This window comes from Tardiphaga sp. GW822-FHT04G09, from assembly GCF_058800725.1.
Genome location: NZ_JBXAMO010000009.1, coordinates 1 through 15862, shown reverse-complemented (window position 1 = coordinate 15862; position 15862 = coordinate 1). Strand labels below are relative to the sequence as shown.

Sequence of the window (15862 nt, the reverse complement as noted above, 5' to 3'; positions counted from 1 at the left end):
CCCGATTGCTACGCAATCCGACCTTCCCCGGAAAAAGGGAGAGGTCAAAACGCCGCCACACTCCTCACGCGAGAGGCAGACGCTTCGTGCTTGAACTGATTGTCATCTCCACGCTCAATGGCGTGCTGTACGGTATGCTGCTGTTCCTGATGGCCTCCGGCCTGACGGTGATCTTCAGCATGCTCGGCGTACTGAACTTCGCCCATGCCAGTTTCTACATGCTCGGCGCGTTCTTCGGCTTCCAGATCAGCCGCTGGTTTGGCTTCTGGCCGGCGCTGATCATCGCGCCGCTGCTCGCCGGTGCGCTCGGCGCCGCCGTCGAACGCTACGGCCTGCGCCACGTCCACAAGAACGGCCATGTCGCCGAACTGCTGTTTACCTTCGGGCTTGCTTTTGCCATCGAGGAAATCGTCCAGATCATCTGGGGCAAGAATCCCGTCGATTTCCGCGTGCCTCCGCTGCTCGACTTCCCGGCCTTCACGCTGTTCTCGACCAACTACCCCGCCTTCAAGATATTCATGCTCGTCGTGTCGATCGTGATCTTCGTGGGATTGCTGGTGGTACTGAAGCGCACGCGGATCGGCCTCATTGTCCAGGCTGCGCTGACGCATCCGCATATGGTCGGGCATCTCGGCCACAATGTCGGGCGCATCTTCATGCTGGTGTTCGGCGTCGGCACTGCGCTGGCCGCCGTCGCCGGCGTCATTGCCGGCCCTGCCCTTGTCACGCAGTCGAACATGGCCGGCCTGCTCGGTCCTATCCTGTTCGTGGTTGTGGTGGTCGGAGGCCTGGGCTCGCTACCCGGCGCCTTCATCGCGTCGCTGCTGATCGGCCTGATACAGACTTTCGCAGTCTCCATGGATGGCTCACTGGCCGGCGCCTTTGGCCCACTTGGTCCCGACTACGCCGCCACATGGCTGTCCGACATCTGGAACGTCACCGTCGCCCAGATCGCGCCGATCATGCCCTATCTGCTGCTGGTGCTGATCCTGATCTTCCGCCCGATGGGCCTCTTGGGAACACGCGACACATGAGCGACGCCTTAGCCAAGATTCCGGCAACCATCGCGCCGCCGCGCCCCGCCGCCTCCGACCGGATGAAATTCTACGGCATCTGGATCGCTGCTGCGCTGGTCCTGCTGGTGCTGCCGAAACTGTTTTCATCGGGCGGATCACTGACAACCTTCAGCCTGATCGGCATCTCGATCATCTTCTCGCTGTCCTACAATATCCTGCTCGGCCAGACCGGCATGCTGTCCTTCGGCCACGCAGTCTATTATGGCCTCGGCGGGTTCCTCGCGATCCACGCCATCAACATCGTCGCCAGGAACAAGTTTGCCATTCCGCTGCCTGTCATCCCGTTGGTCGGCGGTGCGGCCGGCCTGATCTTCGCCATGCTGCTCGGCTGGGTTTCGACGCGGCGCTCCGGCACGGCCTTTGCGATGATCTCGCTCGGCGTCGCAGAACTAATGGCGTCGTCGGCGCTGATTCTGCGTACCTTCTTCGGCGGCGAGGCCGGCGTCTCCGCCAACCGCACCAAGGTCCTGCGCCTGTTCGACTGGAGCTTCGGTCCGCAGATCCAGATCTATTATCTCGTCGCGGCCTGGACGCTGATTGCAGTGATCGCCATGTACGCCCTCACCCGCACCCCGCTGGGGCGCATGTGCAATGCCGTGCGCGACAATCCCGAGCGCGTGCAATTCGTCGGCTACGATCCGCACATCATCCGCTATATCGCCTTCTGCTTCTCCGGCCTGTTCGCCGGCATTGCAGGCGCACTGGCCGCGATCAATTTCGAGATCGCCAACTCCGCCTATCTCGGCGCCGTGCAGTCCGGCACCGTATTGTTCGCCACCTATATCGGCGGCGTCGGCTTCTTCATCGGCCCGATCGTCGGCGCGATCTTCGTCACGCTGCTGTCGCTCGGGCTCTCCGACCTTACGCAGGTCTGGCAGCTCTATTTCGGCCTGATCTTCATCGCCGTGGTGATGTTCGCGCCCGGCGGCATCACGGGGCTGCTGATGATGCACCGTCCGCTGCTGAAGGGCGGTATGCTCAGCCGCGTGTTGCCGAGCTATCTCGTCGCCTTCATACCGACGCTGGCGATGATCACCGGATTGATGCTGATGATCGAGACCATCGTGCACTTTACCGTCAATCCCAACGAGGACTCGCACATCAAGGCCTTCGGTATCCCGTTCGATGCGGCAAATCCCGCGATCTGGGCCGTTGCGGCCGTGCTGCTGATCGGCGGCTTCCTGCTTGCGCGCAAGACATGGGCACGGGTCGCGGCAAGCTGGGACGACGCCCTCACCGCCGCGCGCGAGAAGGGAGTGGCCGCATGAGCACCGCCATCGAACTGCGCGGCGTCGAGAAGACCTTCGGCATCACCTCCGTCATCCGCAACGTCAACCTGACGGTTGCGCAAGGCGAGCGCCATGCACTGATCGGCCCCAACGGCGCCGGCAAATCCACACTGTTCAATCTGATATCAGGCTATATGAAGCCGTCAGCCGGCAGCATCCTGCTGCGTGATCAGGTAATCTCCGGCCTGCCGCCATTCCAGATCAACCGCCGCGGACTATCGCGCTCGTTCCAGGTCACCAACGTGTTCGCCAAGATGAGCGTGTGGGAAAACCTGCGCTGCGCCGTGCTATGGGCGACCGGCCATCGCTACGCGTTCTGGAAGAATGTCGACAACCTGCCCGAGGTGCGCGACCGCACCGCGCAGATCCTGCAGGATATCAACCTCGTATCGCGCCGCGACGTGCCCGCCGGCCTTTTGACCTATGCCGAACAGCGGGCGCTCGAAATCGGCATCACCATTGCAGGCGGCGCCGACGTCATCCTGCTGGACGAGCCCACCGCCGGCATGAGTCACGCCGAGACCGAACGCGCCGTGGCGCTGATCCGGCGGCTCACCGAGGGCCGCACGCTGCTGATCGTGGAGCACGATATGAGCGTGGTGTTCGGCCTCGCCGACCGCATCTCGGTTCTCGTCTATGGCCAGATCATCGCCTCGGGGACGCCGGAGGAAATCCGAGGCAATCCGAAGGTCAAGGAAGCCTATCTCGGCGAGGAAGTGGCGTGATGCTCCAAGTTCAGGACCTGCACGCCTATTACGGCAAGAGCCACATCCTGCAGGGCGTCGACCTGCATATCGATGCCGGCGAAGTCGTCAGCCTGCTCGGCCGTAACGGCGTCGGGCGCTCGACCACCGTGAAGGCCATCATGGGCGAAGTGCCGCCGCACGGCACCATCACCTTCAAGGGCACCAATATCGCCGGCCTGCCGAGCTTCAAGATCGCGCATCTCGGCCTCGGCTATGTCCCCGAACATCGCGACATCTTTCCGGGTCTCACGGTGCGCCAAAATCTCATGCTGGGCGTCAAGGATCCGCGACATCCCGGCAAGTGGAAGCTCGACGACATGCTCGGCATGTTTCCCAACCTCGCTGCACGCGCGGACACAGCCGCCGGCGTGCTCTCCGGCGGCGAGAAGCAGATGCTGACGATCTGCCGGACGCTGATGGGCGATCCTGAACTGGTGATGATCGACGAGCCGACCGAGGGCCTGGCACCGATCATCGTGCAGCAGGTCGGCGATCTCATCGCCGAGATTGCGCGCCGCGGCGTCGCGATCCTGCTGGTCGAGCAGAAGCTGTCGATCGCGCTGCGCATCTCGCACCGGGTCTATGTAATGGGCCACGGCCGCATCGTATTCGAAGGCACGCCGGCAGAGCTCAAGGCCAATGACGCCGTGCGCAAGGAATGGCTGGAGGTGTAGTGGCGACCTTCCTCACCTCTCCCCGCCTAGCGAAGCTTCGCTTCGCCCGGGCGGGGAGAGGGAAGATGCTACTCCCCGTAGCTGCCCAGCTTTTCAAGATCGACCACTGTCACGCCGCCATATTCAAGCCGCAGCAGACCTTCCTTTTCCAGCGTCTGCAGGCACTGGTTGGCCTTCTGCCGGGAGATGCCGGTGATCGAGCCGAGCTCCTCCTGCGTGATGTCCAGATGGCGGCTCGCGTCGCGATACAGGATCGGGTTGAACAGCGAGGCAATGCAGCGCGCGAGGCGGCCGGTGGCATCGAGCATGCGCCCGTATTCCGTCAGCGCGATGAACTGACCGAGCCGTTCGTTCAACAGCGAGACCAGGAAGCGGTTGAAGCCGACACTGTTCTCGAACAGCCACAGGAAGGCCGAGCGCTCCATCAGCGCAAGCCGCGAGTCGCGCAGCGCGACGATGTCGTAACGGCGCGGCTCGTTCTTCAGCACGCTGCCCTCGCCAAACCATGCGCCGGCCGTCAGGCCAGTGATGCTCACTTCCTTGCCACTGCGCGAGATGGTGCCGATCTTTGCCAGACCGCTCACCACGCCGGTCCAGTAGTCGAACTGATCGCCGCGCATGGAGACGAATTCATTCGCCTTGAACGACTTCTCGACGATGCCCGCGCGGGCGACCTCGATCTCCTTCTCGTTCAGGTCCCGCGCCCACGCCGCGATGCGCTTGAGATGATCTGCAGCAATCATAGGGTCCGGCTTCACTTTGAATGTTGCGGCGCAAAAGAACGCTCGCGCGACAAATTGGCAGGCAGATTGTCCGCCGCGAGACAATTCAGGATACCGATTTGACGTAGGGAAGACCACCGCGAAAGGTCATTAGTAGAATGGCTTAGCGCGACCGGGCGATGTAGGCTCGGGACCATCCGAGGAACATGGATAAAGAGCGCGACAAGCGCCGTATCTGGGAGGATTTGCGTGGCGGTTGCTCTGGATGTATGCGGGGTTTCACTGCGCTTTGGTGGCGTTCGCGCGCTTACCGATGTGAGTTTCGCTGTCAATGACGGTGAGCTGTTCTCGATCATCGGGCCGAACGGCGCCGGCAAGACCTCCATCGTCAACTGCATCTCGGGTCGCTATCGCCCCACCGAAGGCCAGCTGTTCTATCACGGCAAAAACATTACGGGTCTCAATCCCAACGCCCGCCCCGGCCTCGGCATCGGCCGCACCTTCCAGAATCTCGCGCTGTTCCACCATATGAGCGTGCTCGACAACATCATGGTCGGCCGCCACCACCTCCTGAAGAACAACTTCCTCACCGGCTCGCTGTACTGGCTGACCGGCGCGCGCAAGGAAGAGCTCGAGCATCGCCGCAAGGTCGAGGAGATCATCGACTTTCTCGACCTGCAGAGCGTCCGCAAGGCCACCGCCGGTACCCTTCCCTATGGTCTCCGCAAACGCGTCGAACTCGCGCGTGCGATGGCGCTGGAGCCGAACCTGATCCTCCTCGACGAGCCAATGGCCGGCATGAACTTCGAGGAGAAGGAGGACATGGCTCGCTACATCGTCGATCTCAACGAAGAATACGGGATGACAGTGATGATGATCGAACACGACATGGGCGTCGTGATGGACATCTCGCATCGGGTGATGGTGCTGGATTTCGGCCGCAAGATCGCCGAGGGCGATCCTGCCGCCGTGCTGGCCGATCCCCACGTCAAGCGCGCCTATCTCGGTGAAGAAGACGAAGCGCTCGTCGATCCCGACCATGCGCCCATCGCCGCGGAGAATGCGGCATGATGGACTACGCCGGACGCGTCAAACAGGCAGATACCTATCCGAAACTGCTTCGCCTCAACGCCAGGGAACACGGCCAGGAGATCGCGCTGCGCGAGAAGGATTTCGGCCTGTGGCGGGAGTTCACCTGGAATGATTACCACACACGGGTGAAGGATTTCACGCTCGGCATGGCCGAACTCGGCGTCGCCCATGGCGACGTTATCGGCATTATCGGCGACAACAGGCCGGACTGGGTCGCGGCCGAGATCGCCGCCCATGCCATCGGCGGCATGAGCCTCGGCCTCTATCGCGACGTGCTCGATGAGGAAGCCGCCTATCTGCTGAACTACGGCGAAGCCAAGATCGTGTTCGCCGAGGATGAAGAACAGGTCGACAAGCTGCTCACCCTCGCCGAGCGCGTGCCGGCGCTGAAGCACATCATCTACAGCGATCCGCGCGGCATGCGGAAATATGACGACCCGCGTCTGCTGCAAGCCGACAGGCTCGCGCAGATGGGGCGCGATCGTGCGGCACGCGAGCCCGCTCTCTACGATCAGCTCGTCGATGTAACCAAGGGCGAGGATGTCGCGATCCTCTGCACCACCTCCGGCACCACGTCGAATCCCAAGCTGGCGATGCTGGCAGCCGGCCGCGTGCTCGGCCACTGCGCAGTGTATCTATCGTTCGACCCGAAGGGATCGGACGACGAATATGTCTCGGTGCTGCCGCTGCCCTGGATCATGGAACAGGTCTATGCGCTCGGCAAAGGCCTGCTGAGCCGGATGAAGGTCAACTTCGTCGAGCAGGCCGATACCATGATGAACGATTTCCGCGAGATCGCGCCCACCTTCGTGCTGTTCGCGCCGCGTGTCTGGGAAGGCATCGCCGCCGATGTGCGCGCGCGGGTGATGGATTCGTCGCCGCTGAAGCAGAGCCTGTATCAGCTCGGCATGAAGTCGGGCCTTTCCGCGCTCGCGCAGGGCAAGCGCTCGGCCGTGGCCGATACGCTGCTGTTCCGCGCGCTGCGCGATCGCCTGGGCTTCACACGGCTGCGCTCGGCCGCCACCGGCGGCGCCGCACTTGGCCCCGATACTTTCAAGTTTTTCCGCGCCATGGGCGTGCCGCTGCGCACGCTGTACGGCCAGACCGAAACACTTGGCGCCTTCACACTGCATGCGCCGGACGCCGTCGATCCCGACACCACCGGCATTGCCATGGGCAGCGGCATCGAGATCGAAATCCGCGATCCCGATGTGCAGGGTGTCGGCGAGATCGTGGTCAGGCACCCCAACATGTTCCTCGGCTATTACAAGGCACCGGAAGCCTCCGCCGCCGATCTGCGCGACGGCTGGATGCATTCGGGCGATGCCGGCTATTTCAACAATAACAAGCAGCTCGTGGTCATCGACCGCATCAAGGATCTGGCGCAGACCGCGCGCGGCGAGCGTTTCTCGCCGCAATATATCGAGAACAAGCTGAAATTCTCGCCCTATATCGCCGAGACCGTGGTGCTCGGCGACAATCGCGATGCGCTTGCGGCGATGATCTGCATCCGCTTCTCCATCATCTCGAAATGGGCCGAGAAGAACCGCATCTCGTTCACCACTTATACGGACCTGTCGTCGCGCCCGGAGGTCTATGAGATGATCCGCAAGGAAGTCGAGACGGTGAATGCCACGCTGCCGCCCGCCCAGCGCATCGCCAAATTCCTGCTGCTCTACAAGGAACTCGACGCCGACGACGGCGAGCTGACCCGCACGCGGAAGGTCCGCCGCAGCGTCATCAACGAGAAGTACGCGGATATCATCGACGGCATCTATGGCGGTGCGCGGGATATCCCCGTCGACACCACCATCCGCTTCCAGGACGGCACCTCCCAACGCATCCGCACGAGATTGGTTGTGGTGGACATGGCGCGGGATCGCGCCATGCAGGCCGCCGAGTGAGACCGACAGCATGAACACGCAGTTCCTTCTTCAGCTCCTCGTCAACGGCCTCGTGGTCGGCACGCTGTATGGCGTGGTCGCCATGTCATTCGTGCTGATCTACAAGGCCACGCAGGTCGTGAATTTCGCGCAGGGCGAACTGCTATTGATCGGCGCCTGGGTGTGCTGGACGCTGCTGACCAAATATCAGGTGCCGTTCTGGCTGGGCATGCCGATGACGCTGGTGTTCATGTTCGCCTTCGGCATTCTGGTGCAGGTCGTCGTCCTCAGGCCGCTGATCGGCGAGCCCATTATATCCGTCATCATGGTGACCATCGCACTGTCGGCCGTATTCCAGGCGGCGCTGAAATGGATCTACGGCGTCAACCCGCAGCCGTTCCCGCGCGTCTTCACCAGCCAGTCGGTGACGATAGGCAGCCTGCAGATCCAGACTGTCTATGTCATGAGCCTCGTGGTGTCGGTGCTGATGATGCTCGGCATGGCGTGGTTCTTCAAAGTGTCGAAGTGGGGTCTGGCGATGCGCGCCACCGCCTTCAACCAGCAGGTGGCACAGTCACTCGGCATTTCCGTGAAGACCGTGTTCGCCATGGCCTGGGCGATCTCGGCGATGGTCTCCGCTGTCGCGGGTGTGGTGGTTGCCGTGGTCAATGGCGTGTCATCGGGCCTGTCGATCTACGGCATCAAGGTGTTCCCCGCCGTGATCCTCGGCGGCCTCGACTCCATCGGCGGCGCCGTGGTCGGCGGCATCATCATCGGCCTACTCGAGAACTTCGCGCAATTCATCGACAGCGAATATCTGCACTGGGGCAACCTCTACGAAGTCGCCCCGTTCTACGTGCTCATCATCATCCTCATGATCAAGCCTTACGGCCTGTTCGGCACCAAAGACATCGAGCGGGTATAAGCATCATGGCCAGTCCCTCCCTCATCCCGGCCGGCGACTTCCGCACCAGCTATGCGGTCGACACCACCATTTTCCCGACCACCACCAGCCGCAATTTCGCGATCCTCGGCGTGGTGCTGATCTGCTTCGCGCCGCAACTGCTCAGCGAATACTGGCTCAGCCAGATGATCGTGATCGGCATCTACGGCATCGCGGCGCTGGGGCTCAACATCCTGGTCGGCTTTACCGGCCAGATCTCGATCGGCCATGCCGCCTTCTTCCTGCTCGGCGCCTTCACCTCGGCCTATATCTCCAACAAGACGCCGATCCCGGTGTTCTTTGCGATCCCGCTGGCAGGCATCGTCACCGCGATTGTCGGCCTGATCTTCGGTCTGCCGGCGGCACGGCTCAAGGGGCTCTATCTCGTCATCGCCACGCTTGCTGCGCAATACATCCTGATCGACTTCTTCTCGCGCGCCGAATGGTTCTCCGGCGGCTCGGTGCCGGCAATGGCCAAGCCGTTCTCGATCTTCGACTATGAGCTGCGCGGCGACCGGAAGTACTTCTACGTCGTGCTCGCCTATGTGGTCGTCAGCTATCTGCTGGTCACCAATCTGATGCGCTCACGCGATGGGCGCGCGCTGGTGGCGGTGCGCGACCATTATCTCTCCGCCGAGATCATGGGCATCAATCTCACCAAATATCGCACGCTGTCGTTTGGTCTGGCCGCGTTCTTTGCCGGCATCGCCGGCGCACTCTATGCGCATTACCAGCTCGTGGTCTCCAACGAAGGCTTCGGCATCGAGCGTTCGATCCTGCTCCTCGCCATGGTCATCATCGGCGGGACCGGTTCGATCATGGGCACGCTGATGGGCACGGCTTTCGTGATGCTGGTGCCGGAAGCGATGGAATGGATCAGCATGGAACTGAAAGGCGGCGTCATCGACAAGGCGCTTGCGCTCAATAACAACCTCACATTCCTGCGCGAGATCGCCATCGGCCTCATCATCATCACGTTCCTAGTGTTCGAGCCGGACGGGCTCGCGCATCGCTGGCGGCAGATCAAGACCTACTGGAAACTCTACCCGTTCTCGCATTGAGGACGGGATGACTGGACGAAACGATAAAAACTAAAATCCAACGGGAGAATGCTCATGACGATGAAATCATATCTTGCGTCCGCCTCCATTGCCCTTCTCATCGCGGGGGCGTCCGCCAGTGCGCAGGCGCAGATCGCCGTCGGCCATCTCGCCGATTATTCCGGCGGCACCTCCGATGTCGGCACGCCCTATGGCCAGGGCGTTGTCGATACCTATGCCTGGATCAACAAGCACGGCGGCATCGGTGGCAAGCAGGTCAATCTCGATAGCAACGATTACGGCTATCAGGTGCCGCGCGCCATCGCGCTGTACAAGAAATGGTCGGGCGCCGACAAGGTCGCGGCCATCATGGGCTGGGGCACTGCGGATACCGAGGCGCTCACCGGCTTCCTCGCGCAGGACAAGATCCCGGATATCTCGGGCTCCTACTCGGCCGCGCTGACCGATCCGACCGGCGCCGGCGGCAAGGCAAAACCTGCGCCGTATAATTTCTTTTACGGCCCGTCCTATTCGGACGCGCTGCGCGCCGAGCTGACCTGGGCGGCGGAAGACTGGAAGGCGAAGGGCAAGAGTGGCAAGCCCAAATATGTCCATATGGGCGCCAATCATCCCTACCCCAACGCACCAAAGGCTGCGGGTGAAGCACTCGCCGCCGAACTCGGCTTTGAAGTGCTGCCGCCATTGGTCTTCGCACTCACGCCCGGTGATTACAGCGCGCAGTGCCTCAGCCTGAAGAGCGCCGGTGCCAATTACGCCTATCTTGGCAACACCGCGGCCTCCAACATCTCGGTGATGAAGGCCTGCAAGGCGGCCGGTGTCGACGTGCAGTTCATGAGCAATGTGTGGGGCATGGATGAAAACGCCGCGAAGGCGGCAGGCGATGCTGCCGATGGCGTGATCTTCCCGCTGCGCACAGCGGTGAGCTGGGGCGGCAACGCGCCCGGCATGAAGACGGTGCAGGAAATCTCCAAGATCTCCGATCCCTCCGGCAAGATCTATCGCCCGGTGCACTACATCGCGGCGGTCTGCACCTCGCTCTATATGAAGGAAGCGCTCGACTGGGCCGCGAAGAACGGCGGCGCCACCGGCGAGAACGTCGCCAAGGGCTTCTACCAGAAGAAGGATTGGGTGCCGGCCGGCATGGACGGCGTCTGCAATCCCTCGACCTGGACCGACAAGGATCACCGTCCGACCACCAAGGTCGATCTGTATCGCTCGAAGGTTTCCGGTTCGACCGACGGCGATCTCAACGACCTGATGGCCAAGGGCACGATCAAGCTCGAAAAGGTGAAGACCGTCGAGCTGCCACGCAAGCCGGAATGGCATGGGTGGTAGTCCTTTCCTTCTCCCCGCAAGGCGAAGCGACGCTTCGCTAGGCGGGGAGAAGGTGGCGCGGACGCAGTCTGCAACGGATGAGGGGGAGCCTGCGCGGGCTCGGAGCAAGTGGACAGTCCCCCTCAACCGCCCCGGCTTCGCTGCGCTACGCCGGGTCGACCTCTCCCCGCAGGCGGGGAGAGGTTAGCACCAGCCGATCTCAGGAGCGTCATTGATGCAGACAGCTATCGACACCAGCGCGCAAGTTTCAACAGCCCCCGTCACCGCCCCCCTGCTCGACATCCGTAACATCGAAGTCGTCTATGACGACGTCATCCTGGTGTTGCGCGGTCTCAGCATGGAGGTGCCGAAGGGCGCGATCGTCGCGCTGCTCGGCGCCAATGGTGCCGGCAAGTCGACGACGCTGAAGGCGATCTCCGGGCTCCTGAAAACCGAAGACGGTGAAGTCACGCGCGGCGAGATCCTGTTCGATGGCGCGCGCATCGACGGCATCGATCCCGACAAGATCGTCCGCCGCGGCATCTTCCAGGTGATGGAAGGCCGTCGCATCGTCTCCGACATGACGTCACTGGAGAACCTCCGCCTCGGCGCCTTCACCCGGCGCGACAACGAGGTCGCCTCTGATATCGATATGGTGTTCGATTATTTCCCGCGCCTGAAGGAGCGCACCGGCCTCGCCGGCTATCTCTCCGGCGGCGAGCAGCAGATGCTGGCGATCGGGCGTGCGTTGATGGCGCGGCCGAGGATGATCCTGATGGACGAGCCGTCCATGGGACTGTCGCCGCTGCTGGTGAAGGAGGTGTTCGCCATCATTAAGAAGATCAACCACGATCTCGGCGTCACCATTCTGCTCGTCGAGCAGAATGCGCGTGCGGCGCTGTCGGTGGCCAGCCATGGCTACATCATGGAACAGGGCAAGGTGGTGCTCGACGGCACGGCCGATGAGCTGCGCGACAACGAGGACGTGAAGGAATTCTATCTCGGCGGCGCCGGCGACCAGCGCAAGAGTTTCAAGAACCTGAAGAGCTTCAAGCGCAGGAAGCGATGGCTTTAGCTGCTCACGGCCCCGCAGGTCGCGATGCCGGTCTTGCGCGCGAGGATCGCGCGAATACGGCGCGACACCAGCAACAGGATGACAAGCACAATGACCAGGGCCACGGCAATCAGCACGCGGTTGAGCGGCATCGGTCCATCATCGAGCAGCAGCGCCCGTCCGGACGCACCGAGATACACGTAAAGCACGATCTGCGGCAGCGTGAACACGAAAGTGACCAGGGCGAACGGGAGCAGTCCGATATTTGTCAAACCGAACAGATAATTTTGCACCGAATTGGGCAACGGTCCGCCGAACCGCATCAGTGCGACAATGCGCCAGCCCTCGTCGTCGACGGCCTGGGCAATGAGGCGCCAGGCCGCGCGTTTCCCGGTCTGCCGTTCAACCCAACCGCGCAGAACGGAGCGCGCCAGCATGAAGGCCAGAACGGATGCAGCCACGGCGACTGGAACAATGACGACGAGAGAGCGCAAACCGAATGCAGCACCGGCACCGAGCACGATGACTGTTCGCGGGACTGGCAAAAACGAAGACGCAACCACCAGCGCGGCCAGCACGACGGCAGCAGGATAATCGAGTTGGCCGAAGCTTTCGAGCCATTGGACAATGCGTTCTGACGACATGATGTCCCGCTAGCACGGCACGACAGAGCACCGGAACAACGTAACGACGTCAAACGACCAGGACACACCCAGATGCGCCACTTCGACACACTCGAAAATTGCGATCCGTCGCAGCGCCAGGCCAATCTGTTTTCGCGCCTGCCGGATGTGCTGCGCCACGCGATGCAGGCGCCGGCCTATGCGGAGCATCTCAAGGGCATCAATCCCGCTGCCATCGTCAACCGCGCCGCGCTGGCGCAATTGCCGGTGCTGCGCAAATCCGACCTGCCGGCCCTGCACAAGGCCAGCCCGCCGTTCGGCGGCTTCGTGTCAGGCGCGACCGGCTCGTTCGGCCGGTTGTTCACCTCGCCGGGGCCCATTTTCGAGCCGGAATCGAAACAGGCCGATCCCTGGCGCGGTGCGCGTGCGCTCTATGCCGCAGGTTTCCGCGCGGGCGACGTGGTGCTGAATACTTTCAGCTATCACCTGACCCCCGGCGGGTTCATCTTCGACGGCGCCGCGCGGGCGCTCGGTTGTGCCGTGATCCCCGCCGGCCCGGGTAATACCGAACAACAACTGGAACTGGTCGAGGCCTATCGGCCATCCGCCTATAGCGGCACGCCGGATTTTCTGAAGATCCTGCTCGATGCCGCACAGGCGGCCAATCGCGACGTCTCGTCCATCAAGCGCGCCATGGTGTCCGGCGCAGCCTTCCCGCCATCGTTGCAGGCCGAGATCGCCTCCCGCGGTGTTGACGCCTATCAGGCCTTCGCCACGGCTGACCTGGGCTTCATCGCCTATGAGAGCACGGCTCGCGATGGCCTGATTGTCAATGAGGACCTGATCCTGGAAATCGTGACCCCGGGGACCGGCGAGCCCGTGGCCGAGGGCGATGTCGGCGAGATCGTGGTGACGTCGCTGGATCCGCACCACCCGTGGATACGGCTGGCGCTGGGCGACCTGACGGCCGCCCTGCCCGGCCACAGCGCCTGCGGCCGGAGCAATATGCGCATCCGGGGCTGGATGGGCCGTGCCGACCAGGCCACCAAGGTCAAGGGCATGTTCGTGCGGCCCGAACAGGTCGCCGAAATCGGCAAGCGGCATCCGGAACTCGGGCGGCTACGGCTGGTGGTGTCCAGAGACGGTGAAAATGACGCCATGGTGCTGAAAGCCGAAACGGCTGCCCAGGACAGCCCCGGGCTGCAGGAGACCGTCACAGCCACGCTCAGGGCCGTCAGCAAGCTCGGCGGCGCCGTGGAGCTGGTGGCGCCGGCCTCGCTACCCAATGACGGCAAGATCATCGCCGACGAGCGCGGGAACTGACCGCGCAGGACTGCCGCGGCGCATCATAAAAAGCCGGACTTCCCCGGGCGATCCTGCTATGCAGCCGCCCAGATCGAGGATACCTGCTGCCGTGAGACTGATTTTACCACAAATTGTCGAGACCTGGCTGTCGCGCCCCACGGTGTCGAAGATCATCAGCTTCGGCGTGATCGGCCTCGGCAACACCCTCATCGATCTCGCCATCTTCACCTTTGCCTATCAGGTGCTGAAGCTGCCGCTGGTGCCCGCCAATGTCATAGCCTGGCTGGTGGCCGTATCGTGTTCCTACGTGATGAACACCATGATCACGTTCCGCGCCGAATCCGGCCGCGTGCTGCGCCGGAAGGATTATCTCAGCTTCGTCGCCTCCGGTGTATTAGGCGTGATCGCGACCACGACGACGCTGGTGGTGCTGTCGCATTTCATGCCGGTCTATGCCGCCAAGCTTCTCGCCATTTTGGTCAGCTTCATCGTGAACTTCACGATGTCGCATTTCGTGGTGTTCCGGACCAAGCCGACGGATCCGAACGAAGCCATCCGCTAGATCGCACAGCCGGTCAGGCGCCGAGCACCCGTTCGGCTTCAGCGACCGCGCATAGAATATGATAGAAGGATGACGCCGGAATCGTATCGACCAGCGAGTGTCCCTCACCGTCGAATTGATCGTACCAGCCGCCTTTGACGGGATGCTGCAGATAATATTTGTCCAGCCGCATCAGCGCTGCCCGTGCCTGGTCGGCCGCGCCCTCGACGCCTGACTCCGCCTGCGCGACGAAGGCCTTGATGATCTCGGTCTGCGGCCAGCAGCGCCGTGTGGCCTTGACGATATTGCCCTGGGCGTCGCCTTCGTCCGCCAGACAGCCGGTGGCATCGCGATAGCGCAGCGCGGATTCGAACAACGCTGCACGCTGCTTGCCGGTCGGGCAGCCGGTGATGCGCTCGAAGCCCTTGAGCAGCCAGACCCATTCAGCCTGATGGCCGGGCTCGACGCTGACCGGCTCGATCCGCGACCAGTCCTGTTCGAAATATTCGCCGAGCACGCCCTTGTTTGCATCGAACAGGTTCGATGCAAACAGACCGAAAAGATCACCGGCCCGCGCCTGAAATGCCTGATCATGGGTCGCGTCAAAGGCGGCGATGAAGGCCTCCAGCAGATGCATCTGCGGATTCTGCCGACGCGGCATCGACGCCGGCACGCCCTCGAGATAACCGCCGTCTGGCGAGCGCAGTTGCGTATCGATGAACTGCATCAATTCGTCGATCTCGGCGCGCACGCGCGCATCGCGATCGAGTTGATACACGGTCGCGAGCGCGAGAAGAACGAAGGCATGATCATATGTGTCGCGCAGCGGATTGAGCACCGAGCCATCTGGCGCGAGAATATGCACGAAGCCCGGCTTGCCATTCGGCGCCTTCGCCTTGGCCAGCATGTAATCGAGACCTTTGCGCGCAATCTCGGCGCCGTCAGGATACCAGCCGAGCTGCGCTGCCTTGGCGAAACAGTAGATCTGGCGTGCCTGAACGCGGACACGGCGGGGAGCTGAGATATCAGCATTGCCCTCACGGTCAAGGCGCTCAATGAAACCGCCGCTCTTGGAGTCCCAGCCTTCCGTGGACCAGAGCGGCAGCGAATTTTGGATCATCACAAATTTAAGCAGCGAAACAATATCTTGCCGCTTACCATAAGTGGTAGCATCAGTCAGTTCGGTCATGAGAGATCCAACATTAGTCGACATCATAGTAGCCTTGCCGCTCGACTTGTCCAAGATGCGCATAACCGCAAACTTTGCGACATCTTTGCGTCCCGATTGTTCCCCGCAAGGTGCAATTCCTGTAAGCAGGTTACATATTGGGGGCTTGCAGATTTTCGTTGCCTCACAACCCGACGCACTCCGGATCCGCCAACTCGTAAAGATTGCAATGTAAAATCACACAATCGTCATCTGCTGACGCTAATCCGCACTTCGCATCGAGCGATAGCGGAGCTGACGTGCCCCCGCCGAATTAGGCCAGTCTGAACTGGAATTTTCCAATTATGATCCCCTGACGGGGATGAGGAGAG

At 62.2% G+C, this 15862-nt stretch carries 15 protein-coding genes; 12 read left to right on the top strand and 3 right to left on the bottom strand.

Annotated features, from left to right (window positions below):
* Positions 1-86: 86 nt before the first annotated feature.
* From AC1RLZ_RS16995 to AC1RLZ_RS16980, 4 genes are read left to right on the top strand one after another with little or no spacing between them, the layout of a single operon-like run.
* On the top strand, positions 87-1034 hold the full coding sequence (locus AC1RLZ_RS16995) for a branched-chain amino acid ABC transporter permease (protein ID WP_493189552.1): 948 nt from the start codon (positions 87-89) through the stop codon (positions 1032-1034).
* A complete protein-coding gene (locus tag AC1RLZ_RS16990) occupies positions 1031-2344 on the top strand; it encodes a branched-chain amino acid ABC transporter permease (RefSeq protein WP_493189551.1) in 1314 nt (437 codons plus the stop codon). The genes AC1RLZ_RS16995 and AC1RLZ_RS16990 overlap by 4 nt, the downstream gene beginning before the upstream one ends.
* Positions 2341-3090 carry an ABC transporter ATP-binding protein gene (locus AC1RLZ_RS16985; protein WP_493189550.1) on the top strand — a complete coding sequence of 250 codons (750 nt, stop codon included), beginning with the start codon at positions 2341-2343 and terminating at the stop codon, positions 3088-3090. The genes AC1RLZ_RS16990 and AC1RLZ_RS16985 overlap by 4 nt, the downstream gene beginning before the upstream one ends.
* Positions 3090-3785: an ABC transporter ATP-binding protein gene (locus AC1RLZ_RS16980; protein WP_493189549.1), complete on the top strand. Its 696-nt coding sequence runs from the start codon at positions 3090-3092 to the stop codon at positions 3783-3785. The genes AC1RLZ_RS16985 and AC1RLZ_RS16980 overlap by 1 nt, the downstream gene beginning before the upstream one ends.
* 68 nt (positions 3786-3853) lie before the next feature.
* On the opposite strand, the gene AC1RLZ_RS16975 is transcribed toward AC1RLZ_RS16980, so the two are convergent.
* The gene (locus tag AC1RLZ_RS16975) at positions 3854-4528 is read right to left on the bottom strand and encodes a Crp/Fnr family transcriptional regulator (protein ID WP_493189548.1); all 675 of its coding nucleotides are present in this window, start codon (positions 4526-4528) and stop codon (positions 3854-3856) included.
* Between the two features lie 228 nt (positions 4529-4756).
* On the opposite strand from AC1RLZ_RS16975, the gene AC1RLZ_RS16970 reads away from it, so the two are divergent.
* From AC1RLZ_RS16970 to AC1RLZ_RS16945, 6 genes are all read left to right on the top strand, one after another.
* On the top strand, positions 4757-5578 hold the full coding sequence (locus tag AC1RLZ_RS16970; RefSeq protein WP_493189547.1) for an ABC transporter ATP-binding protein: 822 nt from the start codon (positions 4757-4759) through the stop codon (positions 5576-5578).
* Positions 5575-7503 (top strand): long-chain fatty acid--CoA ligase, encoded by a 1929-nt coding sequence (locus tag AC1RLZ_RS16965; protein ID WP_493189546.1) that lies wholly within the window; start codon positions 5575-5577, stop codon positions 7501-7503. Before AC1RLZ_RS16970 ends, AC1RLZ_RS16965 begins: the two co-directional genes overlap by 4 nt.
* Positions 7504-7513: 10 nt before the next feature.
* Positions 7514-8407, top strand: a complete 894-nt coding sequence (locus AC1RLZ_RS16960; RefSeq protein ID WP_493189545.1) for a branched-chain amino acid ABC transporter permease — start codon at positions 7514-7516, stop codon at positions 8405-8407.
* A 5-nt stretch (positions 8408-8412) separates the two neighbouring features.
* On the top strand, positions 8413-9486 hold the full coding sequence (locus AC1RLZ_RS16955; protein ID WP_493189544.1) for a branched-chain amino acid ABC transporter permease: 1074 nt from the start codon (positions 8413-8415) through the stop codon (positions 9484-9486).
* Positions 9487-9540: 54 nt separating this feature from the next.
* Positions 9541-10821, top strand: a complete 1281-nt coding sequence (locus AC1RLZ_RS16950; protein ID WP_493189543.1) for an ABC transporter substrate-binding protein — start codon at positions 9541-9543, stop codon at positions 10819-10821.
* 214 nt (positions 10822-11035) lie between these two features.
* Positions 11036-11875 carry an ABC transporter ATP-binding protein gene (locus tag AC1RLZ_RS16945; RefSeq protein ID WP_493189542.1) on the top strand — a complete coding sequence of 280 codons (840 nt, stop codon included), beginning with the start codon at positions 11036-11038 and terminating at the stop codon, positions 11873-11875.
* Here AC1RLZ_RS16945 and AC1RLZ_RS16940 read toward each other — a convergent pair.
* On the bottom strand, positions 11872-12498 hold the full coding sequence (locus AC1RLZ_RS16940; RefSeq protein ID WP_493189541.1) for a TVP38/TMEM64 family protein: 627 nt from the start codon (positions 12496-12498) through the stop codon (positions 11872-11874). The two genes, AC1RLZ_RS16945 and AC1RLZ_RS16940, sit on opposite strands and share 4 nt — an antisense overlap.
* Before the next feature lie 72 nt (positions 12499-12570).
* Between AC1RLZ_RS16940 and AC1RLZ_RS16935 the strand changes: the two genes are divergently transcribed.
* Both AC1RLZ_RS16935 and AC1RLZ_RS16930 read left to right on the top strand, forming a co-directional pair.
* Positions 12571-13800 (top strand): phenylacetate--CoA ligase family protein, encoded by a 1230-nt coding sequence (locus AC1RLZ_RS16935; protein WP_493189540.1) that lies wholly within the window; start codon positions 12571-12573, stop codon positions 13798-13800.
* A 91-nt stretch (positions 13801-13891) separates the two neighbouring features.
* On the top strand, positions 13892-14344 hold the full coding sequence (locus AC1RLZ_RS16930; protein WP_493189539.1) for a GtrA family protein: 453 nt from the start codon (positions 13892-13894) through the stop codon (positions 14342-14344).
* Positions 14345-14357: 13 nt separating this feature from the next.
* On the opposite strand, the gene AC1RLZ_RS16925 is transcribed toward AC1RLZ_RS16930, so the two are convergent.
* Positions 14358-15512: an AGE family epimerase/isomerase gene (locus AC1RLZ_RS16925; RefSeq protein ID WP_493189538.1), complete on the bottom strand. Its 1155-nt coding sequence runs from the start codon at positions 15510-15512 to the stop codon at positions 14358-14360.
* Between the last annotated feature and the right edge of the window lie 350 nt (positions 15513-15862).